Origin of the sequence: Alistipes sp. An31A (assembly GCF_002159425.1) — a bacterium.
Classification (GTDB): domain Bacteria; phylum Bacteroidota; class Bacteroidia; order Bacteroidales; family Rikenellaceae; genus Alistipes; species Alistipes excrementigallinarum.
In genome coordinates, this window is sequence record NZ_NFIO01000010.1 from 1 (window position 1) to 22,911 (window position 22,911).

19 protein-coding genes are annotated in these 22,911 nt (G+C 65.8%); 10 read left to right on the top strand and 9 right to left on the bottom strand.

What is annotated here, in order from left to right; genetic code table 11:
- Nucleotides 1-584: 584 nt before the first annotated feature.
- A complete protein-coding gene (locus B5F90_RS08655) occupies nt 585-1,514 on the bottom strand; it encodes a DMT family transporter (protein ID WP_239307775.1) in 930 nt (309 codons plus the stop codon).
- A gap of 146 nt (nt 1,515-1,660) precedes the next feature.
- On the opposite strand from B5F90_RS08655, the gene secDF reads away from it, so the two are divergent.
- From secDF to B5F90_RS08700, 9 genes are all read left to right on the top strand, one after another.
- The gene (gene secDF, locus B5F90_RS08660; RefSeq protein ID WP_087362412.1) at nt 1,661-4,702 is read left to right on the top strand and encodes a protein translocase subunit SecDF; all 3,042 of its coding nucleotides are present in this window, start codon (nt 1,661-1,663) and stop codon (nt 4,700-4,702) included.
- A gap of 105 nt (nt 4,703-4,807) precedes the next feature.
- Nucleotides 4,808-5,212 (top strand): hypothetical protein, encoded by a 405-nt coding sequence (locus tag B5F90_RS08665; RefSeq protein WP_087362413.1) that lies wholly within the window; start codon nt 4,808-4,810, stop codon nt 5,210-5,212.
- A complete protein-coding gene (gene coaE / locus B5F90_RS08670; protein WP_087362414.1) occupies nt 5,212-5,802 on the top strand; it encodes a dephospho-CoA kinase in 591 nt (196 codons plus the stop codon). Before B5F90_RS08665 ends, coaE begins: the two co-directional genes overlap by 1 nt.
- Nucleotides 5,803-5,821: 19 nt before the next feature.
- Nucleotides 5,822-6,616, top strand: coding sequence for a dihydropteroate synthase (folP, locus tag B5F90_RS08675; protein ID WP_087362415.1), 795 nt, complete (start codon nt 5,822-5,824; stop codon nt 6,614-6,616).
- Nucleotides 6,617-6,817: 201 nt separating this feature from the next.
- Nucleotides 6,818-7,477: an ABC transporter ATP-binding protein gene (locus tag B5F90_RS08680; RefSeq protein ID WP_087362416.1), complete on the top strand. Its 660-nt coding sequence runs from the start codon at nt 6,818-6,820 to the stop codon at nt 7,475-7,477.
- Nucleotides 7,478-7,656: 179 nt separating this feature from the next.
- Complete coding sequence (locus B5F90_RS08685; protein WP_239307780.1) at nt 7,657-8,421, top strand: TIGR02757 family protein; 765 nt, start codon at nt 7,657-7,659, stop codon at nt 8,419-8,421.
- Nucleotides 8,422-8,443: 22 nt separating this feature from the next.
- Nucleotides 8,444-9,157, top strand: coding sequence for a methyltransferase (locus tag B5F90_RS08690; RefSeq protein ID WP_087362467.1), 714 nt, complete (start codon nt 8,444-8,446; stop codon nt 9,155-9,157).
- 839 nt (nt 9,158-9,996) lie between these two features.
- Nucleotides 9,997-10,896: a DUF4831 family protein gene (locus B5F90_RS08695; protein WP_087362418.1), complete on the top strand. Its 900-nt coding sequence runs from the start codon at nt 9,997-9,999 to the stop codon at nt 10,894-10,896.
- Complete coding sequence (locus tag B5F90_RS08700; RefSeq protein ID WP_087362419.1) at nt 10,896-11,552, top strand: DNA alkylation repair protein; 657 nt, start codon at nt 10,896-10,898, stop codon at nt 11,550-11,552. Before B5F90_RS08695 ends, B5F90_RS08700 begins: the two co-directional genes overlap by 1 nt.
- A 301-nt stretch (nt 11,553-11,853) precedes the next feature.
- Here B5F90_RS08700 and radA read toward each other — a convergent pair whose 3' ends face one another.
- The 6 genes from radA to B5F90_RS08730 all read right to left on the bottom strand — a co-directional run bounded on the left by radA (nt 11,854) and on the right by B5F90_RS08730 (nt 18,131).
- Entirely contained in the window at nt 11,854-13,221 is a 1,368-nt protein-coding gene (radA, locus tag B5F90_RS08705) for a DNA repair protein RadA (protein ID WP_087362420.1), read from the bottom strand.
- Between the two features lie 46 nt (nt 13,222-13,267).
- Nucleotides 13,268-13,990 carry a hypothetical protein gene (locus B5F90_RS08710; RefSeq protein ID WP_087362421.1) on the bottom strand — a complete coding sequence of 241 codons (723 nt, stop codon included), beginning with the start codon at nt 13,988-13,990 and terminating at the stop codon, nt 13,268-13,270.
- An 18-nt stretch (nt 13,991-14,008) separates the two neighbouring features.
- A complete protein-coding gene (locus B5F90_RS08715) occupies nt 14,009-14,674 on the bottom strand; it encodes a lactate utilization protein (protein WP_087362422.1) in 666 nt (221 codons plus the stop codon).
- Nucleotides 14,675-14,768: 94 nt separating this feature from the next.
- Complete coding sequence (gene rseP / locus B5F90_RS08720; protein WP_087362423.1) at nt 14,769-16,088, bottom strand: RIP metalloprotease RseP; 1,320 nt, start codon at nt 16,086-16,088, stop codon at nt 14,769-14,771.
- Between the two features lie 16 nt (nt 16,089-16,104).
- A complete protein-coding gene (dxr, locus tag B5F90_RS08725; RefSeq protein WP_087362424.1) occupies nt 16,105-17,256 on the bottom strand; it encodes a 1-deoxy-D-xylulose-5-phosphate reductoisomerase in 1,152 nt (383 codons plus the stop codon).
- Nucleotides 17,257-17,261: 5 nt separating this feature from the next.
- Complete coding sequence (locus B5F90_RS08730; RefSeq protein ID WP_234025758.1) at nt 17,262-18,131, bottom strand: M23 family metallopeptidase; 870 nt, start codon at nt 18,129-18,131, stop codon at nt 17,262-17,264.
- 476 nt (nt 18,132-18,607) lie between these two features.
- Between B5F90_RS08730 and B5F90_RS08735 the strand changes: the two genes are divergently transcribed.
- On the top strand, nt 18,608-19,519 hold the full coding sequence (locus B5F90_RS08735) for a sugar phosphate nucleotidyltransferase (RefSeq protein WP_199792101.1): 912 nt from the start codon (nt 18,608-18,610) through the stop codon (nt 19,517-19,519).
- 442 nt (nt 19,520-19,961) lie between these two features.
- On the opposite strand, the gene B5F90_RS08740 is transcribed toward B5F90_RS08735, so the two are convergent.
- Nucleotides 19,962-20,351, bottom strand: a complete 390-nt coding sequence (locus tag B5F90_RS08740) for a hypothetical protein (protein WP_087362425.1) — start codon at nt 20,349-20,351, stop codon at nt 19,962-19,964.
- 31 nt (nt 20,352-20,382) lie between these two features.
- Entirely contained in the window at nt 20,383-22,908 is a 2,526-nt protein-coding gene (locus B5F90_RS08745) for a tyrosine-protein kinase (protein ID WP_204229546.1), read from the bottom strand.
- Nucleotides 22,909-22,911: the final 3 nt, after the last annotated feature.

Genomic DNA, 22,911 nt, shown 5'->3' on the forward strand with positions numbered 1-22,911 from the left:
CCGGCGCGGCGCTTGCCGGCGCGGCGCTGATACTCTGCGGGATGTGGCTTGCCGAGCGGCGCGCCGCACGGACCCGCGGACTCCGTCCCCAGGGGGCGGACTGACGTGCGGGCGGTGAACCTCGGCTGAGGGGATATGGCGGGAGGTGCTTCGGGCGGAATGGACGGGATGGAATAGGTGCTGGCAGGAATGAAATAGGGCGGCGGGGCGTGCGGGCGGAGCGTTCCGGCCCGGGTGGAATAAGTGGGACGAGGCGCTTCGGCCGGGTTGGACGGGATGGAAGGGGGCGGAAGGGCGTGCGGGCGGGAAGCCTCGGCCGGGGAGGAAATGGGGGGCGGTGCGCTTGCAGGAATGGAGTTGGGCAGCGGGATGTGCGGGCGAGGCGTTCCGGCTCGGCTGGAATAAGTGGGACGAGGCGCTTCGGCCGCCTCCGGGACCGTTACCGGCCTTTTTGGCCGCCGCTTCGGGCCGCCCCTCGCCGCCTCCGGGCCGTTCCCTGCGCCCTTTGCCGCCGCCTCGGACCTCTTGCCGCCTCGGGCCTCTCGCTGCCGCCGGGGCCGTTACCGGCCTTCCTGGCCGCCGCTTCAGGCCGCCCCCTGGGGACGGAGTCCGCGGGTCCGTGCGGCGCGCCGCTCGGCAAGCCACATCCCGCAGAGTATCAGCGCCGCGCCGGCAAGCGCCGCGCCGGTGATGCGCTCCCCGATGAAGAGCGCCGCCGTGAGCATCGTCACCAGCGGATTGAGGTAGATGTAGTTGGTCATCTTGACCATCCCGATGTGTCGGGCCGAGGCGTTCCAGAGCAGGTAGCAGAGCATCGAGGCGACGATGCCCAGAAAGAGCAGGTTGCCCCAGACGGCCGGCCGTGCCAGAATCTCCCACGTGACGGCAAACGGCCGCAGCAGGAAGACCGGCAGGATGGTCACCACACCGTAGAAGAAGACCTTGCGGGTGATGAAGAGCGCCGGGTAGCGCCCGCCGATGCGCTTGAGCAGCAGCGAGTAGCAGACCCATGAGAGCGAGGCGCCCAGCGCCAGCAGGTCGCCCTTCGGCTCGAGGTGGAGGATGAAGCGCCCGTTGAGCACCACCAGCGTCATCCCGGCAAAGGCGATGAGCGACCCGACGGCCTGCCGGCGCGACATCCGCTCGCTGCGGTAGAGCGAGCGGAGCAGCAGGGCGGTCCACAGCGGCGCCGTGCAGACTATCAGCGAGACGTTCGATGCCGGCGAGAACTCCAGCGCCATGTTCTCGGTCAGGAAGTAGAGCGAGCCCCCCGTGACGCCGGCCGCGGCGAGCATCGCCTCGTCGCGCAGGCTGTCGGCCCGGAGCTTCGCGTGCGACAGGGCCAGCAGCAGGATGTAGGCCGCGGCAAAGCGCATGAGAAAGATTTCGGCCGGGGTGAGCGAGTTGGCTATCAGCACCTTGGTCGACACGAAGGTGGCCCCCCACACCGTGACGCAGAAGAGCGCCGCGAGGTGGTAGCGGTATCGGGTCGTGAGCTTCATTCGGGGTTTCATGCGGGGCCAAAATTACGGTTTTTCGCGACAGAGTGCAATTCTTGAGGGGGAAATCCCCTTTTTTTATTTCTTTTTTTCTATCTTTGCGTGCTATTGTGTGTAATGACAATAATTACAACAAATAACAACAAATTTTTTTCAACCAAATGCAAAGTAAAGGCTTTATTAAACTCATCGCGGTCCTTCTGGCGCTCGCGTGCGTTTACCAGCTCTCGTTTACGTTCAAGACACGTAGCGTAGAGAAGAAGGCGGCCGAGTATGCCGCCTCGTTCGACCTCGACCACCAGGCCGAGGCCGAGCAGCACTATCTGGATTCGGTGCAGAACCAGCCCGTCTTCAACATGGGATTCAAGTCCTTCACCTACAAGGAGTGCAAGGAGAAGGAGCTCAACCTGGGTCTCGACCTCAAGGGCGGTATGAACGTCATGCTGGAGGTGCAGGTCGAGGATGTGGTCAAGGCTCTGGCCGGCGACAGCCAGAACGACCCCGCCTTCAAGGAGGCCATCGCCGAGGCGAACAAGGCGCTCCACGACGGTTCGTCGAAGGACTACATCGGTGACTTCGTCAAGGCCTACCAGCGCCTCTCGAACGGTGCGCCGCTGGCCGCCATCTTCGTGAGCCCCGACTGCAAGGACATCACGCTCGAAAGCTCCGATGCCGACGTGGAGAAGATGCTCAAGTCGGAGACCGACGCCGCCATCGCCGCCTCGTTCAACGTACTGCGCAGCCGTATCGACCACTTCGGCGTGACGCAGCCCAACATCATGCGTCTGCCCAACTCGCACCGCATTCTGGTCGAGCTGCCGGGCGTGAAGGAGCCGCAGCGCGTGCGTAACCTGCTGCAGGGTACCGCCTCGCTCGAGTTCTGGACCACGTACGACGCCAACGAGGTATTCCCCGCGCTGAACGCCGCCGACCAGCTGCTGCGCAAGGAGCTGACCGCCGCCGCTCAGAGCACCGGGGCTGCCGAGGCAACCGAGGCAACCGAGACGACCGAGCCGGCCGCCGCAGCCGATACCACCGCCGCAAACGAGGGCCTGCTGGCCCAGGTGGCCGCCGCCGACTCGACGGCCCAGAGCGACGCCGCCGTTGCCCGCAGCCGCTTCACGGCCGAGGAGCACCCGCTCTTCGCGGTGCTCGACCCGACCTATGCGGGCGGTGCCGTCGTGGGTTCGGCCTACAAGGCCGACATGGCGACCGTCAACCAGTATCTGGCCATGCCCGCCGTACGCGAGCTGCTCCCGGCCGACATCATGTTCAAGTGGGGCGTCAAGGGCGACCCGCAGAAGGATGGCCGCTATGACCTCTACGCCATCAAGGTGGCTACGGCCGACGGCAAGGCTCCGCTCGACGGCAGCGTCGTTGTGGATGCCGTCGAGCAGTATGCTCAGCGCGGCGCCGAGGCCGAGGTTTCGATGACCATGAACGGCGAGGGCGCCCGCGAGTGGGCCCGCCTGACGGGTGAGAACATCGGCAAGTGCATCGCCATCGTCCTCGACGGATATGTCTATTCGGCACCCGTTGTCCGCACCAAAATCGACAAGGGTACCTCCTCCATCACGGGCGGCTTCTCGATTCAGGAGGCCAAGGACCTTGCCAACGTCCTCAAGTCGGGCAAGGTGCCCGCTCCGGCCAAAATCATCCAGGATACGGTCGTAGGTCCGTCGCTGGGTCAGGCCTCGATTAACGCGGGTATGCTCTCGTTCGTCGTCGCCTTCATCCTCGTGCTGCTCTACATGGGCCTCTTCTACAAGACGGCCGGCTGGATGGCCGACATCGCACTGCTCTGCAACGTCTTCCTGCTGATGGGCGTGCTCGTCTCGTTCGGCGCCGTGCTGACGCTGCCCGGTATCGCCGGTATCGTGCTGACGATGGGTATGGCCGTCGACGCCAACGTCATCATCTACGAGCGCATCAAGGAGGAGCTGCGCGGCGGCAAGGGGCTCTCGCTGGCCATCAAGGAGGGATTCTCGAAGGCCTACTCGGCCATCATCGACGGTCAGCTGACCACCATCATCACCGGTATCGTCCTCTTCATCTTCGGTAACGGTCCCGTGCAGGGCTTCGCCACGACGCTTATCATCGGTATCATCACCTCGGTATTCTGCGCCATCTTCATCACGCGCATGCTCATCGAGTGGGTGGTTGCCAAGTGGGGCTCGATTTCCTTCTCGCACAAGTGGTCGGAGAACTTCCTCAACAATACCCACTTCGACTTCCTCCGCGTGCGTAAAATCAGTTACGTGGTTACCATCGTGCTGATGCTCCTCTCGTGCATCTCGTTCTTCGTCCGCGGTCTGAACCTCGGCGCCGAGTTCACCGGCGGCCGCGCCTATGTGGTCCGCTTCGACAAGGCCGTCTCGGCCGAGGAGGTGCGCAAGAACCTCGGTGAGGTCTTCGCCCGCCAGGCCGATGCCGACGCCGCCTCCATCAGCTTCGAGGTGAAGCAGTACGGCAACGAGAACCAGATGCGCATCGTGACGCAGTACCGCTACGACGATACGTCGGACGAGGCTACGGCCGAGGTAGAGAAGATTATCTACGAGGCCATGAAGCCGCTCTACTCCTACGACATCACCTTCGAGCAGTTCCGCAACACGCAGACCGACCTGAACGGTATCCTGACGGCCGACAAGATTGGCCCCTCGATTGCCCAGGACATGACGTGGAACGCCATCTATTCGGTGCTCTTCTCGCTCATCGCCATCGGTCTCTACATCACCTTCCGCTTCAAGCGCTGGCAGTGGGCCACGGGCGCCACGGTCGCTCTGGCCGTCAATGCGCTCTTCATCGTCGGCCTCTTCTCGATGTTCTACGGCATCCTGCCCTTCAACCTTGAGGTGAACCAGGCCTTCATCGCGGCCATCCTGACCATCATCGGTTACGCCATCAACGACACGGTGGTCGTCTTCGACCGAATCCGCGAGTACATGGGCCTCTACCCGAAGCGCAACCTGAAGGAGAATGTCAACAACTCCATCAACTCGACGCTGTCGCGTACCATCAACACCTCGGGTACGACGCTCGTCACGCTGCTTGCCATCTTCTTCTTCGGCGGTGAGACCATTCGCGGCTTCATCTTCGCCCTCATCGTGGGCGTGGTAGTCGGTACGGTCGCCACCATCTTCATCGCTACGCCGATGGCCTACGACCTGATGCGCAAGCGTGCCAAGATTGACAAGGAGTAACCTCCCGACCGCTCCGCGCGGCTGCAATAAAAAGGACTGTTCCCGTTTGGGGCAGTCCTTTTTATTTTTATCTTTGCAACGGGAATCCCTTTTTCGCGGAACGCTATGGAAAATTTGTGGAAACGTCTTCGCCGCTACGTCTCGCCGGTGTTTCTGGCGCTGCTCGTCGCGTCGTTCATCCTCTGGTACATCGCCAAACTGAGCTATACCTATACCACCTCGCAGGTCGTCAGGATTGATGTCGACGGGCAGACCTTCGACGTGACCTGCACGGTCGAGGGCGTGGGTACGAACCTCTTCGGCTACCGGGTCTACATGCGCAAGAAGTCGCGCATCCCCCTCTCGGAGCTCAAGTACGAGCCCTCGCATGAGGAGGGCCACGAGGGGAAAATCATCATCGACCCCCAGTCGCTGCAGAACGCCCTGTCGGTGAAGTTCAGCGACATCAAGATTGTCTCCATCGACCGCATTCCCGAAATCAACATGCCCGAAGAGGACAAGAAGCGATGATGAAGGTCGGCATAACGGGAGGAATCGGAAGCGGCAAGAGTACGGTCTGCCGCCTCTTTGCGGCGCGGGGCGTGGCGGTCTACGACAGCGATGCCGCCGCCAAAAGGCTGATGGCCGGGCCGCTGCGCGGGGCCGTCGAGGCGCGTTTCGGCGCGCAGGCCTACCGCGACGGGGTGCTCGACCGCCGCTATCTGGCCGGCATCGTCTTCCGTGACCGGGAGGCGCTGCAGGCGCTCGATGCGATTGTCCACCCCGCCGTGATGCGCGATTTCGAGGCGTGGGCCGAGGCGCAGCAGGGCGACTACGTCGTTCTGGAGAGCGCCATCCTCTTCGAGGCGGGGCTCGAGAAGTCGGTCGACCGCACAGTGGCCGTGCTGGCCCCCGAGGCCCTGCGCATCCAGCGGACCTGCCGCCGCGACGGCACCGATGCCGAGTCGGTGCGGCGCCGCATCGCCGCCCAGATGAGCGACGACGAGCTCCACGCACGTGCCGACCATACGATTGTCAACATCCGCGAAGAGGAGCTGGCGCCTGCCGTCGAGCAGCTCGACCGCCTCTTCCGCCTCGAAGCACGACACCATGACGCTTGACCTTTCGCGCCCCCGGGTGATGGCCATCCTGAACGTCACCCCCGACTCCTTCTTTGCGGGCAGCCGCATGAGCTGCGCGGAGGCCGTCGAGGCCCGCATCCGCGAGGCCGTGGCCGAGGGGTGCGACCTGCTCGACGTGGGGGGCTACTCCTCGCGTCCGGGCGCCGACGAGGTCGACGTCGGGGAGGAGTGGCGGCGCGTGGAGCTGGGCCTTGCCGCCGCGCGGCGGCTGGCGCCCGACCTTCCGCTCTCGGTCGACACCTTCCGCAGCGAGGTGGCCGCCCGTGCACTGGAGCAGTTCGGACCTCTGATAATCAACGATATATCGGCCGGTGAGCTCGACCACGGAATGTTTGCCGTCGTCGCCGCCCACGATGCGCCCTACATCGCCATGCACATGAAGGGCGACCCCAAGAGCATGCAGTCGCTGACCGACTACCGGCGCGACATCGTCACCGAGGTGGTCGACTACCTCCGCCGGCGGGTCGGGGAGATGGAGCGGGCGGGCATCCGCGCCGAGCGGATTGTGCTCGACCCGGGCTTCGGCTTTGCGAAGACCGCCGGGCAGAACTTCGAACTGCTGGCCGGGCTGCACCGCCTCTGCGCCGAGGGTTATCCCGTGCTGGCGGGGCTGTCGCGCAAGTCGATGATATACCGCACGCTCGGCATGACGCCCGACGAAGCGCTGCCGGGAACCATCGCCCTGGGGTGGGAGTGTCTGCGCCAGGGTGCCTCCATCCTGCGCGTGCACGACGTCCGTGAGGCGGTCGATACGGTGCGTCTCTTCGAGGTCTTCGAGCGCTACCGGGGCTGACGCTCCGTCCGGGACCGGGGGCCGCTGCGGGGCTGCCGGGCAGCGGGGCAGTGAAGGGGAGCGAGGCCGGGGGACCGCCGCGGGGCAGTGAGGCCTGTGGAGGCAGCGGAGCCAGTGGGGCCGTGGAACTTGAGAGGCCGGCGTGGCCGACGGGGCCTGTGGGGCTGCCGCTTGCCGAGAATCAGAACAGAATTTGAAACGATGATACGGGTAACGGACATACACAAGCGTTACGGAACGCTCGAGGTGCTGCGGGGCGTCTCGCTCGAGGTGCACCGCGGCGAGGTGGTGACCATCGTCGGGGCCAGCGGCGCCGGCAAGACCACGCTGCTGCAGATTATGGGAACCCTCTCGCGTCCCGACTCGGGGCGGGTCGAAATCGACGGCACGGACCTCTTCGCACTGGGCGACAAGGCCCTGTCGCGCTTCCGCAACGAGCGCATCGGCTTCGTCTTCCAGTTCCACCACCTGCTGCCCGAGTTCACCGCCTTCGAGAATGTCTGCATCCCGGGCTTCATCGGCCACCGCCCCCGACCCGAGGTCGAGCGGCGCGCCGACGAGCTGCTGGCGATGATGGGCCTTGCGGAGCGTCGCGACCACAAGCCGTCGCAGCTCTCGGGCGGCGAGCAGCAGCGCGTGGCCATCGCCCGGGCGCTCATCAACTCCCCGGCCGTGCTGCTGGCCGACGAACCCTCGGGCAACCTCGACAGCCGCAACCGCGAGGAGATTCACCGCCTCTTCTTCGACCTGCGCGACCATCTGGGACAGACGGTCGTCATCGTCACCCACGACGAGCATCTGGCCGAGATGTCCGACCGCCGCATCGTCATGAGCGACGGACTCATCTCCGAGGCGCTATGACCCCTTCCGACACCCCTTCCAACGCTTGCTCCGGCGCCCCGACGGGCAGCCGGCAGGAGACCGTGTCCGCCCGTCAGCCGGTTCCGGCGGCGGCTTCCGTACGGAAGGCGACCCGCGGCGATGCCCCGCAGACGGCTGCCGAGCGGCCCCTCGGCGCGGCGGAGGAGGAACTCCGTGAGCTGCTCGAACGGCTCGCCGACCGCTACAACCGTCCCGAATTCATCGATGACGACCCCATCTCGGTGCCGCACCGCTTCACCGGGCGGCACGACCGCGAGATTGCCGGCCTGCTGGCCGCGACGATTGCCTGGGGCAACCGCCCGACGATTGTGCGCAACGGACATCGGATGATGCACCTGATGGACGACGCCCCGGCCGACTTCGTGCGCAACGCCTCGGAGCGGGAGCTCGCCGGGCTCGGCGCCTTCGTCCACCGCACCTTCAACGGCAGCGATTTGCGCGACTTCGTCCTCGCCATCCGGCGGATGGAGGAGCTCCACGGCGGCATCGGCGCCTTCTTCGAGGAGCGCTATGCGGCGACGTGCGACCTTCCGACTGTCCTTGCGGAGTTCCGCCGCGAGTTCTTCGCCGCGGAGCATGCGCCGCGCTGCGAGAAGCACCTCTCGTCGATTGAACGCGGGGCGGCCTGCAAACGCCTCTGCATGTATCTGCGCTGGATGGTGCGCCGCGACGCGCGCGGGGTCGACTTCGGCCTGTGGAGCACCATCCCGATGTCGGCGCTGCGCATTCCGCTCGATGTCCACGTGGGCGAGACGGCCCGCGCGCTGGGGCTCCTCACGCGGCGGCAGAACGACTGGCGCGCCGTCGAGGAGACGACCGCCGCGCTGCGCCGCTTCGATGCCGCCGACCCCGTGCGTTTCGACTTTGCGCTCTTCGGCATCGGCGTCGATGCGAAGCGCTCCCTTCACGACCTGCTGCGTTAAACCCCACCCGCCGACTATGAGCATCTTCCGATTCAAACAGTTTGCCGTCCGGCAGGAGCAGTGCCCCATGAAGGTGGGCACCGACGGGGTGCTTCTGGGCGCCTGGGCGCGGGTCGGGGACGACGACCGCCGCATCCTCGACATCGGCACCGGAACGGGCCTCATTGCGCTGATGATGGCGCAGCGCGCCCCCGAGGCGGCAATCGAGGGGGTCGACATCGCCGACGTTGCGGAGGCGCGCGCCAATGCCGACGCCTCGCCCTGGGCGGCGCGGCTGAGCTTCCACCGCATGCCGGTTCAGCAGTTCCGCCCTGCGGACGGACGCCCCTATGACCTCATCCTTGCAAACCCTCCCTACTTTGTCGACTCGCTCACCTGTCCCGACGAGGGGCGGACGCGCGTGCGGCATGCCGTGGCGCTCCCCTTCGACGAGCTGCGCGACGCCGTGGTGCGGCTGCTCGCACCCGGGGGGCGCTTTGCGCTGATTCTGCCCCTGGAGGAGGCGCACGCCTTCGACGAACTCTGCCGCGGCCTGCTTGTCCCCGTGCGCCGCACCGGGGTGAGGACCACGCCGCGGCGCCCGCTCCGTCGCCTGCTGACGGAGTACCGCCATGTGGAGGCGGGGGAGCTCCCGTCCGAGCCCGAGTGCGACGAGCTGGTCATCGGCACGGGCGAGCACGAGTGCTATACGGAGTCCTACCGCGCCCTGACGCGCGACTTCTACCTCAAGTTCTGAGTCCGCACCCGGCCCCCGCACCCGGCCTCGCGCTTCGGCCCCCGCACCCCGGCTCGCACTCTGGTTCTCTCGCTCCGGTCCTCGCATCCGGTCCTCGCACTCCTGTCTCCGCACTCCTGTCTCCGCACTCCTGCCTCCGCACTCCTGCCTCCGCACTCCTGCCTCCGCACCCCGGCCCGCACTCCGGTCCCGTGTTCCGGGCGGTGCACTCCGGTCTCGCGCTCCGACCCAGACCTGCCCCCACATTCTGCCCCGCGCTTTGGGTGGCGGATTTGAAGGGCGGATTTTGGAAGGAGGCTTTCGCGTTCCGGGCTCAAGCTCCGGTCCCCGCGTTCTGGCCCTGTGTTCCGGCCCTCACAACCCGGTCCTCGCGCACCGACCCCCGCACCCCGGCTCGCACTCCGGTCCCGTGTTCCGGGCGGCGTACCCCGGTCCCGTGCTCCGACCCAGACCTGCCCCCCACATTCTGCCCCACGCTTTGGGCGGCGGATTCTGGCGGCGGCTCTTGCGCTCCGGCCCCGCACTCCGGCTCTGCACCCCGGTCCTCGCACTCCGCCCCCCTGCACCTCGGTTTTGCACTCCGCCTCCTGCACTCCGGTCTCGCACCCCGCCCTCGCGCCCCGGCTCCTGCATTCCCGCCCCGCATTCCGGGCGGCGTTTTTGAAGGAGGGTTTCCGGGCGGCGTTTTGGAACGTCGCATTCCGGGCGGCTGTTTTGAAGGAGGGGGGTTACGCAGCGGTTCCTGTGTGAGGCCCCGGCGGTGTGTTTCTGAGCTCCGAATTTTGGCAAACCAACAAAATAAGATATATTTGTAGATTGATTCTAACTTCTTACAGACAATGAAAACCAAATTGCTGGCGCTTGCCATGCTGCTTGGCAGCATGAGCGTCGTGGCTCAGAACCCCTATATCGCACTCGAAGGGGCGACCGAAGGGGCCGAGGGTGTGGTCGTGTCGCTGCCGCGTACGATTCTGGCGGTCGACGTGACGGTGGAGCATGACGTAACCCTCGCGGGTCCCTATGCGCGTTATGCCCAGAAGTTCCTCGGCGTGCGCGCCCCGCTGACCGACAAGTCGGTCTATGCGGTCAAGAGCGCCCGCGTCTCGCTGCTCGACGACGAGGAGTTCCTCGCCGCACCCCAGCTTCCCGCAGCGGCGCAGCGCAGCGAGCAGCTCTACGCCCGGGCCGAGGGTGAATTCCCGCGGCTGCAGGCCGACAAGAACTCCTCCACCGTGCGGACGCTCGAGGAGGCTGCCGAGGAGGCCGCATCGACGATTTTCTCGCTGCGCCGCCACCGCCTCGAGCTCATCACGGGCGAGGCGGGCGAGAATGTCTTCGGCGAGGGGCTCAACGCCGCCCTCGAGGAGATTGCCCGCCAGGAGCAGCTCTACCTCGAACTCTTCCTGGGCAAGCACGTGGTCACCACCTCGACCAGCCGCTTCGTGGTCTATCCCGATGCCGGCAACCGGCAGTACATCGTCTGCCGCTTCAGCGAGGGGAGCGGCCTGCTGCCCGAAAACGACCTCTCGGGCGACATCGTGCTGCTGCAGATTGAGCCTACGGGAGCCTCGATTGCCGTGCCCGAGACCTCGCCCAAGGAGAGCAACGCGGTCAGCTGCCGCGTAGCCGCTCCCGCCACCTGTGCCGTGATATGCGGCGGCCGCGAGTATTCGCGCTCGGTGCTTCCGCTCTTCGAATTCGGACGTACGGTCAAAATCGCGCTTCCGCGCCGCAAGTAATGGCTGACTTCACCTCCCGCATGGTCGCCCTTCTGGGGGCGATGCGCCGTGAGCGCAACGGTGCCGTGGCCGATGCCATGCGCTACTACGGCGCCGACTACGGCCTGAACTACGGCGTCAGTCTGCCGACCGTGCGCACGCTGGCCCGCGCCTGCGGCCGCGACCACGAATTTGCCCGCTACCTCTACGCCCAGGAGGTGCGCGAACTGCGCCTCGCGGCGCTCCACATCGCCGAGCCCGAGCGGCTCACGGCCGACGAGTTCGCCTTCTGGGGCGGCGGCATCTGCAACTCGGAGGTGGCCGAGGAGGCCGCCTTTGCGCTGCTGGGACGGATTGACGCCTTCGACGAACTCTTCCGCAGCTGGTGCAACGGCGGAACGCTGCTTGAGGGCTACGCCGCCGTGATGGCGGCCGCCCGCCGCGAGGATTCGCTCAACCACATCGATACCGCCGCCGCATGGCTGCGTCGCGTGGCGGCTTCGGAGGAGCATTCGGCCGCCCGGCTTGCCGGCCGCGGCGTTGCGACCCTCTTCGTAGCCTGCGGCTCACGAAACGAGGAGAACCGGCAGGCGGTGTTCCGCGTGACCGGTTCTCTGGGGACCTCTCCTGCCGAAGACTGCGTCCACGAGGAGGTCACCGCAATGTTGGGCGAATAGCGCCGCAGCCGTTCGGGCCGCCGTTCGTCCGTATCTCTGTCTGGCGACGGTTCCGGCATCGCTTCCCCGTAGCTCAACGGCCCCTGCGTCCCGGGCGGGCGGCAGGGGAGCGGTGAGCGTGGAACGGGGCGCGGTGAGCGGGGATGTCGGCCGTCGGTTCGGCCCCTTTGCTGCAAAGATTGTTCCGCAGCGGGGCGTCGCGCCCGAAAATATCTGAAAAACAGCCATCCGGAAGGATTGGGACCCATAAGTCCGCTCCTTCCGGATGGCTGTTTTGTGTGTGTGGGGCTCAGCGTGCCGTCTACTCCACGAAGAGCGCCTTGGGCAGCTGCGCGACGTTGTTGATTTCGACCACCTCGATGCCTTTCGGTCGGCGGGCCGAGCGGCTCAGATAGCCCGAGACGACGATGCGGCGGAAGCCCAGACGCGCCGCCTCGCTGATGCGCTGCTCGGTGCGCGGCGCCGGCCGCACCTCGCCCGAAAGCCCGATTTCACCGGCGCAGCAGACCCCCTCGGCAATGGGCCGGTCGTAGTACGACGAGATGACCGCCGCAACGACCGCCAGGTCGAGCCCCGGGTCGGCCACCTTGAAGCCGCCGGCGAAGTTCAGGAAGACATCCTTCTGGAACATCTTCATCCCGAGCCGCTTTTCGAGCACGGCCAGCAGCATGCTCATCCGCTTGGTGTCGAATCCCGTCGCCGTGCGCTGCGGCGTTCCGTACGCCGCGCCGCTCACCAGCGCCTGAACCTCAATCAGATAGGGACGTATGCCGTCGGCCGAGGCCCCGACGGCGATGCCGCTCAGCGGCTCGTCGTAGTGCGTGAGCAGAATCTCCGAGGGGTTGTCCACCTCGCGCAGCCCCGAGTCGAGCATCTCGAAGACGCCGATTTCGAACGTGGCGCCGAAGCGGTTCTTGATGCCCCGCAGGATGCGGTAGACGTTGTTGCTGTCTCCCTCGAACTGCAGCACCACGTCGACGATGTGCTCCAGCACCTTCGGCCCGGCGATGGTGCCGTCCTTGGTGATGTGGCCGATGATGAAGATGGAGGTGCCGGTGCTCTTGGCATACTTGAGCAGCGTGGCGGCGCACTCGCGAATCTGCGAGATGCTCCCCGCCGAGGAGTCGAGCAGCTCGGTGTAGATGGTCTGAATCGAGTCGATAATCACCAGGTCGGGGCGCTGCTCCTCGATTTGCGCCACGATGTTTTCGAGCAGCGTCTCGGCGTAGACCAGGCAGTCGTCGTTGCCGATGCCGATGCGCGTGGCGCGCATCTTGATTTGCTCGGCCGACTCCTCGCCCGAGACGTAGAGCGTCTTGAGCGAGTTGGCCGCCAGGGCAATCTGCAGCGAGAGGGTCGACTTGCCGATGCCGGGCTCGCCGCCCAGCAGTATGAGCGAGCCGGGGACCAGTCCGCCGCCCAGCACGCGGTTCACCTCGCTGTTGCCCAGGTCGATGCGCCGGTGGTCGCTCTCGCGGATGTCGCGGACCCGCTGCGGGCGCGAGGCGGGGAGCCCGCCGGCCAGCGCAGAGGCGGGCGACGAGCTCTCGCGGGCGATGAGCTCCTCGGTGAAGGTGTTCCATTCGCCGCACGAGGGGCAGCGGCCGAGCCACTTCGGGGCTTCGAAGCCGCAATTCTTGCAGAAGTATGCTTTCTTGACCTTGGCCATGGTTGTGGTGTGTGATGCCTGGGTTGGGGCGTGTGATGCTTTCGCTTTAGTAGTAGATATGCGACGTCTGCTCGTAGCGCACCACCGACTGGATGTCGGCGTCGGGGTAGAGCGCGCGGAACTGCTCCGTGAGGTCCTCGCCGAAGCGCGCAAGGCGCTGACCCTCCGCGTCGGTGTAGTAGGAGAGCGTGCAGCGGCGCTCCTGGTCGCCGCCGTAGTAGAGGGTGATATCCGTCGAGCCGGGCAGCTTGACGAAGGCGCCGCTCAGCGCCTCGCCGTCGGCCGTGGGCCGCACGGTCAGCCGGCCGCCGTTGTACTCCACGTAGTCGAGCGTGTAGGAGCCTCCGACCTGAACGGGTGCCGAGGCCAGCACCGCCGCGCGGATTGCGTCGGCCAGCGGCGTGGCGCTGCCTTCGCCGCCCTCCGTGCCTTCGCCGCCTTCGCTGCCTTCGGAGCCCTCACTCCCGTCGCTGCCCGAGCCGCCGCCGGTTCCTGCGGACCCCTCCGAGCCGTCGCTCCCGCCGCTGCCCGAGCCGCTGCCGGTGTTGTCCGAGCCGCCGGTTCCCTCACCGTCGGAGCCGTCTCCGAGCTCGGTGCCGGGATTTTCGGGATCGGTGGGCTCGGTCGGCGTCTCCTCGGTCACCGAGACCGCAGCCTCGATGGCCGTCACCTCGTAGCGGGTCGTGTAGTAGACCTCCGAAGGCTCCGAGCAGGCCGCCAGCGCGGCCGTCAGCAGCGCCAGCAGGCGGCAGATTGATTTGCTGTTCATGGCGTTCCGTTCGTTAGCTTAGAGCCCCATCTCCCGGTCGATGAGGATGACCTTGATGCGCCCCCGCGGGTGGCAGCGCAGCATCTCCATGCGCGTGTTGCAGATGCGGTCGGGCGAGTTGCAGTCGGCGCAGACGCCCGTTTTGGCGCAGGGGGTGCGGAAGCCGGGATGGCGGGCGATGTTGCGCGGCGCGGCGATGTCGCGGATGCGCTGCTCGGCCTCCTCGCGGCTCTCGGTGAGCTTGTTGCGCCCGGCCACGAGCAGCACCTTGCGCGGTCCGAAGGCTACGGGGGCGATGCGGTTGCCGACCATGTCGAGCCAGTGGAGCGTGCCGGCCGTCGTGACGGCGTTGATGCCCGTGATGAAGAGGTCCGACATGAGTGCCCGGCGGCGGATTTCGAGCCGTTCGGGACGCGGCATCGAGGCGTCGAATCCGTCGAGCAGCGTGAAGCGTTCGTCGCCGCGCAGCCACTCGATGATGCCCGTCTCGCGCATGGTCATAGAGTCGCCGAACGAGACCAGGCCCGGCGCTTCGCGCTCGATTTCCTCCTTCATGCAGGCGAAGGCCTCTTCGGGCGTTGCTACGACTACGGCGTCGAATCCATGGCGGCGCAGCGCCTCGGCGCAGCGTTCGAGTCGTTCGGCGGCTGCCGGTGCAGTGTTCTGTGGGGTCGTTGTGTTCATGGTTCGATGGATGTTTTTTGGGTGTTGGGCGCAGCGCTGCGGCCGTCTTGCCGGCCCGCGGTGCGGGCAGAGGCAGGGACGGCCGCGTGCGCGGTTACTTGATGAAGAAGCGGTAGATGTCGTTGCCGTTGGCGTAGAGGACGAGCGCCAGGATGATGATGAGCCCGACGTACTGGGCCGTCTCAAGCACCCGTTCGCTCACCTTGCGCCCCGTGAGCATCTCCCAGAAGGTGAAGATGGCGTGGCCGCCGTCGAGCCCCGGGATGGGGAGGATGTTCATGACGGCCAGCATGATGGAGAGGAAGGCGGTCGTCAGCCAGAAGCCCTCCCAGTTCCAGCTGCCGGGGAAGATGCTGCCGATGGCGATGAAGCCGCCGAGCTCCTCGTAGAGCTTCGTCTTGGGCTGCACGATGAGCTTCAGCTGCTCCCAGTAGGAGGAGAGCATCCGTCCCGCCTTGCGGAAGCCGGCGGGGATGGACTCCCAGAAGGTGTACTCCTGCGTGCGGAGCGTGTAGGGCGCCAGAGCCAGCACGCCCAGCTTGCCCTCCGCCGTGACGGGCAGCGTGAAGTGCAGCAGCGAGTCGCACCCCGCACGCTTGACGGCGAGCCTTACCTCGCCTCCGGCGTGGCTCTTGAGCAGCGCCTGGTAGCCCGGGAATTCGAGCCCCGTGGAGTCCTCCATTGCGACAATCTCATCGCCGTGCCGCAGCGCCGAGGCCCCCGGAACGACGACGCTGTCGACGAGGAAGGGGTGGCGCAGCGTGAAGAGGTCCTCGTAGGCCCTCTCGCGGCGCATGTCAATCAGCTCCTGGAGCGGCAGCGTCAGCGTGACCTGCTCGCCGTCGCGTTCGACGACCACCTCGCGGTCGCCCTTGGTGATGAGCAGCCCGTTGAGCAGCGTCTGGATGTTGTCCACGGGCTCGCCGTCGAGCGAGACGAAGCGGTCGCCGTCGCGGAAGCCGAGCCGGTGGCCCGTCTCGTTGAAGTTGTAGCCCCAGCGGGCATCCTCGTTCGAGAGGTAGCTGTCGCCCCAGACGTAGCAGATGCCGCAGTAGATGACGATGGCCAGCAGGACGTTCATCACAACGCCGGCAATCATCACCAGGAAGCGCTGCCAGGCCGGTTTGGCGCGGAACTCGTCCGGCTTGACCGGCTGTTTCATCTGCTCCTTGTCCATCGACTCGTCAATCATGCCGGCAATCTTCACGTAGCCGCCCAGCGGCAGCCAGCCCAGACCGTACTCCGTGTCGCCGCGCCTGAACTTGAAGAGCGAGAACCAGGGGTCGAAAAAGATGTAGAACTTCTCGACGCGGATGCGGAAGACGCGGGCCATGATGAAATGGCCCAGCTCGTGGATGCCGACCAGAATCGTGAAGCAGAGGAAGAATTGAAGCGCTTTAATCAGAATATCCATTGTGTGTCGTACTTGTTCAGAGTTTGAGGTATTCGGCGGCCAGGCGGCGGGCCTCGTCATCGGCCGCGGCGTAGTCGTCGAGCGTCGGGCGGAGGGTGAATGCGGCGTGCTTGAGCGCATACTCGATGGCGCGGACAATCTCCAGCCAGGGGCACTTCCCGGCCAGGAAGGCCGCCACGGCCCGTTCGTTGGCGCCGTTCATCGTGCAGGCGGCCGTGCCGCCCCGCCGCAGGCATTCGTAGGCGATGTCGAGCGCCGGATACTTGCGCCGGTCGACCGCCTCGAAGGTGAGCTGCGGATGGTCGAGGAAGTTGAAATGCTCCTGCGGGCGGCTGGCCCGGCGGGGGTAGAAGAGCGCATAGCTGATGGGCATCCGCATGTCGGGGGTCCCCAACTGCGCCTTGATGGCCCCGTCGTCGAACTCGACCATCGAGTGGACAATCGACTGCGGGTGGAGGATGACGTCAATGCGGTCGGCCGGCATGTCGAAGAGCCAGCGCGCCTCGATGACCTCGAAGCCCTTGTTGACGAGCGTCGAGGAGTCAATTGTGATTTTGGCCCCCATGTGCCACTGGGGGTGGTGGAGCGCCTGCTCGACGGTGACGTCGGCGAGCGCCTCGGCGGGCAGGTCGCGGAACGAACCGCCGCTGCAGGTGACGATGAGCCGCCGCGGCCGCGAGCTCTCGCCCGCCAGACACTGGAAGATGGCCGAGTGCTCCGAGTCGACGGGCAGAATCGGCGCCCGCTTCTCGGCCGCCAGGCGCATGACCACCTCGCCGCCCACCACGAGCGACTCCTTGTTGGCCAGCGCCAGCTTCTTGCCTGCGCCCAATGCGGCGACGGTGGGGTGGAGCCCCGCGTAGCCCACCAGCGCATTGACGACCACCTGCGTGTCGCCCCCTGCGGCAACCTGACGGACGGCATCCTCGCCCGCGTAGACCTTCACGTCGGTGTCGCTCAGCGCGTCGCGCAGCGGGGCGTAGCAGCTCTCGTCGGCGATGACGACCGTGTCGGCGTCGAATTCACGGGCCTGAAGGGCCAGCTGCCGCCAGTTGCGGTGGGCCGTCAGGATGCGGGCTTCGAAGAGTTCGGGATTTTCGCGGACGATGTCGAGGGTCTGCGTACCGATGGAGCCGGTCGACCCCAGAATGGCAAGGCGTTGTCTCATGAGGTTCAGAATACGATGTAGTTTTCGGGGTTGACCGGCTTGCCGTTGTTCCACAGCTCGAAGCCGAAGAGCCGCACCTGTCCGTCGACCGGTTCGGCGTTGTAGCCGATTTGCGCACCGCCGCGCACGGCCTGTCCCGTCGTGACGAGCGACTGCGAGAGGTTGCGGTAGACCGAGAGCAGGTTGTTGGCGTGCTGGATGATGATGGTGTACCCCGACTCGGGGCTCCAGAGGCTCTGGATGACCGTGCCGCTCTCGACGGCCGAGACGGGGGCGTCCGACGTGGCGACAATCCCGACGCCCAGACGACCCTGCGCCACGTCGAAGCTCTGGGTGATGATGCCCTCGATGGGGGCGAGCAGCTCCATCGATTCGCGCAGCGCGCGCCGCGAGGCCTTCTGCGAGGCGCTCAGCGAGTAGGGTCCGTCACCCTCCATCTGGGCGCGCAGCAGCGAGTCCTCGTGCGAGGGCATGACCAGCACCTTGCTCAGCCGCGAGGAGTCGCTCGAGGCGATGGTCCTCATGACGGGGGTCTTGCCCTCCATGATGAGGGCGATGTTCTGGTTGTAGGTCATCATCTGGTTCATCACGCGCTCCATCGAGTCGAGGCGGATGATGTTCTGCACGAGGCTTTCGCGCGAGCGGTCGGCCTCGGTCCGGTAGCCGGGCAGGAACTCCAGCACGGGGGAGTAGGCCACCAGCGAGAGAATCAGGATGAAGAGCAGCAGCACGAAGGCCACCAGTGCGGCGAAGATGCTTGCCGGCGAGAGGTGCAGGTGCCACTCCTCGCTGTTGTCGGTGGCGTTGAGCATGCTGAAGCGCCGCTTGCGGAAGAAGTTCCGCCACCAGGAACCTATTTTTTTCTGAATGTCCATCTTCTGCGGAGTGATAATCCCGACAAAGATACGAATTTTACGCGAAAACCCTGCGCCTGCGGCTCAATTCGCGCCTTGAGTTCGCAGCGGTCGCCTTCGCCGCCCCTGCCTCTGCCGCGCGGGTCGGTCCTGCGACGGCTGCCTCTGCCGCGCCGCCGCCTCTGCCGTTTCCGCAGCGCCGAGCCGCGTTCCGGGAGGACCGCATGTCCGGCGCGACATTGCCTTTCGGGCGGGCCGTCGTTCCTGCCTCTGCCGCGCGGGTCAGCCTTGCCCCTGCCGCGCCGCCGCTCTTGCCTCTGCCGCGCCGCCGCTCTTGTCGCGCCTGCCGCGCGGAGCCGTATTCCGGGCGGTGGCGGGCCAACCGTTTGACACCTGGCGGCTTTTCGACGCCCCGATGCGGACCGGGAAGCAAAGGTTCGCTTATTTTTATTACCTTTGCGGTGTCCATAGGATAACGATTCAAATTCGATGATATTATGGTGAAACCTACTTTATTGGTCCTCGCTGCCGGCATGGGCTCGCGCTACGGCTCGCTCAAGCAGATGGACGGGGTCGGCCCCAACCGGGAGGCCATTATCGACTATTCGGTCTACGACGCCATCCGCGCCGGATTCGGCAAGGTCGTATTCGTCATTCGGCACTCGTTTGCCAAGGAGTTCCAGGAGGTCTTCTCCGCCGAGCGGTTCGGCGGCCGCATCGCCGTCGAGTATGTCTTCCAGGAGCTCGACTACCTGCCCGAGGGGCTGACGGTGCCCGAGGGCCGCGTCAAGCCGTGGGGCACGAACCACGCCGTGATGATGGCGGCCAAGGCCATCCACGAGCCCTTTGCGGTCATCAATGCCGACGACTTCTACGGCGCGGAGGCCTACCGGACCATCGGCGACTACCTCGCACAGCTCGACGGCAGCCGCAACCGCTACTGCATGGTGGCCTACGACCTGAACCGCACCCTCTCGGAGAACGGCACCGTCTCGCGCGGCATCTGCTCGGTCGACGGCGAAGGCAACCTGACGGCGATGGTCGAGCGGACGCAGATTGAGCGCGTGGCCGACGGCCGCATCCTCTTCCACGACGGCGGGGCCGACGAACCGCTGGCCGAGGATACCCCCGTCTCGATGAACCTCTTCGGCTTCACGCCCGACTACTTCGACTACTCGGCCGCCTACTTCAAGGAGTGGTTTGCGGCCAACCGCGAGAACCTCAAGGCCGAGTTCTACATCCCGACGATGGTCAACAAGCTCATCGGCGAGGGGACGGCTTCGCTGCGGGTGCTGCGCAGCACGGCGCAGTGGCACGGCGTGACCTACAAGGAGGACAAGCCGGCGCTGATGGCCAGCATCGAACGGATGATTGCCGAGGGCAAGTATCCGCGCAACCTTTGGAAATAACGGCCGGCAGCGGCGGCGGAGGTTGGCGGCCGGGAACTGTGTACGGAGATAACGGCCGGAAGCAGGGACCGGAGCGGCTGATGCTGCGGCCGGAACAGCCGCCGGAAGCAGGGACCGGAGTTGACAGCCGGGTACGGCGGCCGGAGATAAGGGTCGGCTGCAGGGACCGGAAACGGCTGATGCAGCGACCGGCAACAATGGCCGGAAACAACGGCACATACAGCGGCGCTCTGCCGCACATCGGAAGAAAGAGTCCATCCACCAGTCGGTGGATGGACTCTTTGTTTTGTGTCGGTTCCCGGAGCTCCTTGCCAAGGGGGAGGGTGATGGGGGAGGGTGATGGGGGCGTCGGGCATGCGGGTGCCGGGCGTGCGGAGGACAGGCTCGCAGGTGTCGGGCGTACGGATGTCGGGCGTGCGGAGAATGGGCGTGCGTGCGGCGGTCAGTCGAGATAGCCCGCGCGGACCAGCTCCTCGCGGATTTTTACCCAGTCGGCCACGGGGCGCTTCACCCCGTCGATGAAGCGGATGGGGCACCCCAGCGCGCTGTCGTCGATGTAGAGGTCCGCATGGATTTTGGGCGACTGCGTCCAGCGGTGCTGCTCGGGATTCTCGTTGACGGCGTAGAGCGGAATATCCCGCTCGGCAAACCAGGCAAGCGCCTTGTCGAGCAGCCGGCCGCTGCGCATCGTGCAGAGGATGAGCCGGCATCCGTTGTCGGTCAGCTCGCGGAGCACGGGCACGGCGCCGGCATCCTCGCCCACGTGGGGGTACTCGTGGGTGACGACCGTGCCGTCGAAATCGACGGCGATGACTGCATCGTGTATGGCCATGGCTTGAGGTCTTTGTGTGTCGGCGGGTTACTTACGCCCTGTCGTGCTTGCGGTGGTGATGGTGGCGGTGGCTCTGCTCCTCCCCGCTGCGCGTCAGAAGCCGGCGCAGGAAGTTCAGAATCCGCTTGCGGTAGCTCGTCTCCTGGTAGTCGTCGCCGTAGCCGTACCCGTAGGTGTAGCCATATCCGTACCCGTATCCATAACCGTACCCGTATCCGTATCCGTATCCGTGGCGGCGGCTGCGGGCGCCGTTGAGGACGATGCACATGTTGCGGAGCTTCTTTTCGCGGTAGAGCCGTTCGATGTCGGGCAGCTGGCGGCGGTCCAGAACCCCCTCGCGGATGATGTAGATGCAGAGGTCGCACAGACGGTCGGTGCTGATGGCGTCGGCTACCGACATGGCCGGCGTCGAGTCGATGAAGATGTAGTCGTAGCGCGTGCGGAGCTCGGCTATGAGCGTATCGAGCCGGTCCGAAAGCAGCATCTCGGCCGGGTTGGGCGGCTGGATGCCGGCATAGACGACATCCAGATTGTCGTGAATGCCGGAGCGGGAGATTATCTGGCCTGCGTCGGTGATGGAGCCCGAAAGGTAGGCGGTGATGCCTCGCGAATCCTTGCCGTGGCCGAATTCGCTCGAGAGGGCGTGGCGGCGCAGGTCGAGGTCGAGCAGCACCACCTTTTTCCCGGCCATGGCCAGCGTGACGGCGAGGTTGACGGCCACGAAGGTCTTGCCGGCGTGGGGGTTCGACGAGGTGAAGAGGACGCACTGCAGGCGGCTCTGGCTCGACACGTTCATGAAGTTCATGTTCGAGCGCAGCATGCGGAAGGCCTCCGAGAGGGCGTCGCGGCCCGCCTCGCGCACGGCGACGATGCCCTTCGTGGTCTCACCCTCGTAGAGGGGAACATCACCCAGGAAGGGGGCGCTCAGATTCTCCTCGATGTCCCTGCGGCCGCGGATGGTCGTGTCGAGCATGCTCAGCAGGAAGAGCAGGCCGAAGGGAATGGCCAGTCCGACGATGAGCGCAATGCCGAGAATCATCGACGATTTGGGGGCGATGGGGGCTCCCGAGCCGTATGCCAGGTCGATGACGCGGGCGTTGCTCTCCGCCACGGCCAGGTTGAGCTGCGTCTCCTCCTGCTTGTTGAGCAGGTAGAGGTAGAGCTCCTCCTTGATTTTCTGCTGGCGGGCGATGCCGAGCATCTCCTTCTCCTGCGAGGGGACCGTCGAGATGCGGCGGTTGGCCTGCTCCTCCTCCGAGCGCAGGGCGTTGCGCTGGATTTCGAGCGCGCGGATGTGCGAGTCGAGCGAGGCGATGATGGAGCGGCGTACGGCCGCCAGATTGTTGTCCAGCTCCTGCATCACGGGGTTGTTGGCCGAGCTGTTCTCGCTGAGCTTCTCGCGGCGGAGAATCCCCTCGTTGTAGGCCGAAATCTGCTCGGTGATGCCCGAGTTGGCGATGGCGGCCATGGCGGGAATCAGGTCGCCGGCATGCTCCCTGTCGAGCAGGTAGGAGCGGATGAACTCCGCCACGTTGATTTGGTTCTCGAGTGAGAGCCCCTCGGCCTTGAACTGCGAGCTCTCCTCGACGTTGCGCGTCGCCTCGCTCGCGAGGTCCACCATGCGGTTGTCCCTCTTGAAGTTCTCGATGTCGCGGTCCACGTCGTTCAGCTCGCTGCCGATGATTTCGAGGCGCGAGTGGATGAAGTCGGCCGTCTCTTCGGAGATGCGCCGCTTGTCGGCGATGGCGTCGTTGTTGTAGACCGTGATGAGGGTGTTGATGACATCCTCGGCCCGCTTGGGCACCGCGTCGTTCATCGCGATGCCGACCACCGAGGTCTGCTTGTCCTCCACGGCGCACTTGACGGCGGCCCGGTAGGCCGACGTGGCCGCCTCGAGCGAGCTTTTCGCAACCTGGATGGCCGTTCCCTCGTCGGCGGGCGAGAGGTAGAGCGTCTTGCGGATAATCATCCGCCCCAGCGGGGTGGAGACCGTATCGCCGTAGGCGGCCGTTACGACGCGGCCGCGCTCCTCGTCGGAGATGTAGCCGTCGTCGAAGTCGGTGAGTTCGACCTGCTCGCCGCCGGCCAGCGGACGGGCCCGGAACGAGAAGGACTGGTTCTCGCCCTCGTCCACGAAGTCGGCCTCGATGGGCGACCGTCCATAGAGGTCCTGCGTGCGGAGTCCGCTGCGCTTCGAGTAGCCGGTCGTCAGACGGAGCGTGCGGACCACCTCCTGCATCAGCCGGCGCGACTGGAGGATGTAAATTTCGTTGTCGACGCTGTTGCGGCTCTGGAAGCCCGAGATGTCGCTGAAGGCCGAAATATCCATGTTGGCCCCCTTGCGGTCGTCCTTGACCAGGATGGTGGCCTTGCGGCTGTAGACCTTCGGCGTGCGGGCCAGATAGAGGTAGCCTGCACCCAGGCAGACGATGACCGATATGGCGAACCAGTACCAGTTGGCCAGTATCATCTGGATGAGGTCGTGCAGCGAGAACATCCCCGCTTCGGAGGTCTCGTTCTGGGGTGCGTGTTGCGTATTGGGTGTCTGTTCAATCATGGT

Bases quoted from the DNA above. Each gene is read 5' to 3' on its own strand.
- B5F90_RS08710 (WP_087362421.1), bottom strand. From the start codon at position 13,990: ATGAACAGCAAATCAATCTGCCGCCTGCTGGCGCTGCTGACGGCCGCG.
- folP (WP_087362415.1), top strand. From the start codon at position 5,822: ATGGCCATCCTGAACGTCACCCCCGACTCCTTCTTTGCGGGCAGCCGC.
- B5F90_RS08695 (WP_087362418.1), top strand. From the start codon at position 9,997: ATGAAAACCAAATTGCTGGCGCTTGCCATGCTGCTTGGCAGCATGAGC.
- B5F90_RS08665 (WP_087362413.1), top strand. From the start codon at position 4,808: ATGGAAAATTTGTGGAAACGTCTTCGCCGCTACGTCTCGCCGGTGTTT.
- B5F90_RS08730 (WP_234025758.1), bottom strand. From the start codon at position 18,131: ATGGACATTCAGAAAAAAATAGGTTCCTGGTGGCGGAACTTCTTCCGC.
- B5F90_RS08740 (WP_087362425.1), bottom strand. From the start codon at position 20,351: ATGGCCATACACGATGCAGTCATCGCCGTCGATTTCGACGGCACGGTC.
- radA (WP_087362420.1), bottom strand. From the start codon at position 13,221: ATGGCCAAGGTCAAGAAAGCATACTTCTGCAAGAATTGCGGCTTCGAA.
- B5F90_RS08715 (WP_087362422.1), bottom strand. From the start codon at position 14,674: ATGAACACAACGACCCCACAGAACACTGCACCGGCAGCCGCCGAACGA.
- B5F90_RS08745 (WP_204229546.1), bottom strand. From the start codon at position 22,908: ATGATTGAACAGACACCCAATACGCAACACGCACCCCAGAACGAGACC.
- rseP (WP_087362423.1), bottom strand. From the start codon at position 16,088: ATGGATATTCTGATTAAAGCGCTTCAATTCTTCCTCTGCTTCACGATT.
- dxr (WP_087362424.1), bottom strand. From the start codon at position 17,256: ATGAGACAACGCCTTGCCATTCTGGGGTCGACCGGCTCCATCGGTACG.
- B5F90_RS08655 (WP_239307775.1), bottom strand. From the start codon at position 1,514: ATGAAACCCCGAATGAAGCTCACGACCCGATACCGCTACCACCTCGCG.
- B5F90_RS08735 (WP_199792101.1), top strand. From the start codon at position 18,608: ATGGTGAAACCTACTTTATTGGTCCTCGCTGCCGGCATGGGCTCGCGC.
- B5F90_RS08680 (WP_087362416.1), top strand. From the start codon at position 6,818: ATGATACGGGTAACGGACATACACAAGCGTTACGGAACGCTCGAGGTG.
- B5F90_RS08700 (WP_087362419.1), top strand. From the start codon at position 10,896: ATGGCTGACTTCACCTCCCGCATGGTCGCCCTTCTGGGGGCGATGCGC.
- coaE (WP_087362414.1), top strand. From the start codon at position 5,212: ATGAAGGTCGGCATAACGGGAGGAATCGGAAGCGGCAAGAGTACGGTC.
- secDF (WP_087362412.1), top strand. From the start codon at position 1,661: ATGCAAAGTAAAGGCTTTATTAAACTCATCGCGGTCCTTCTGGCGCTC.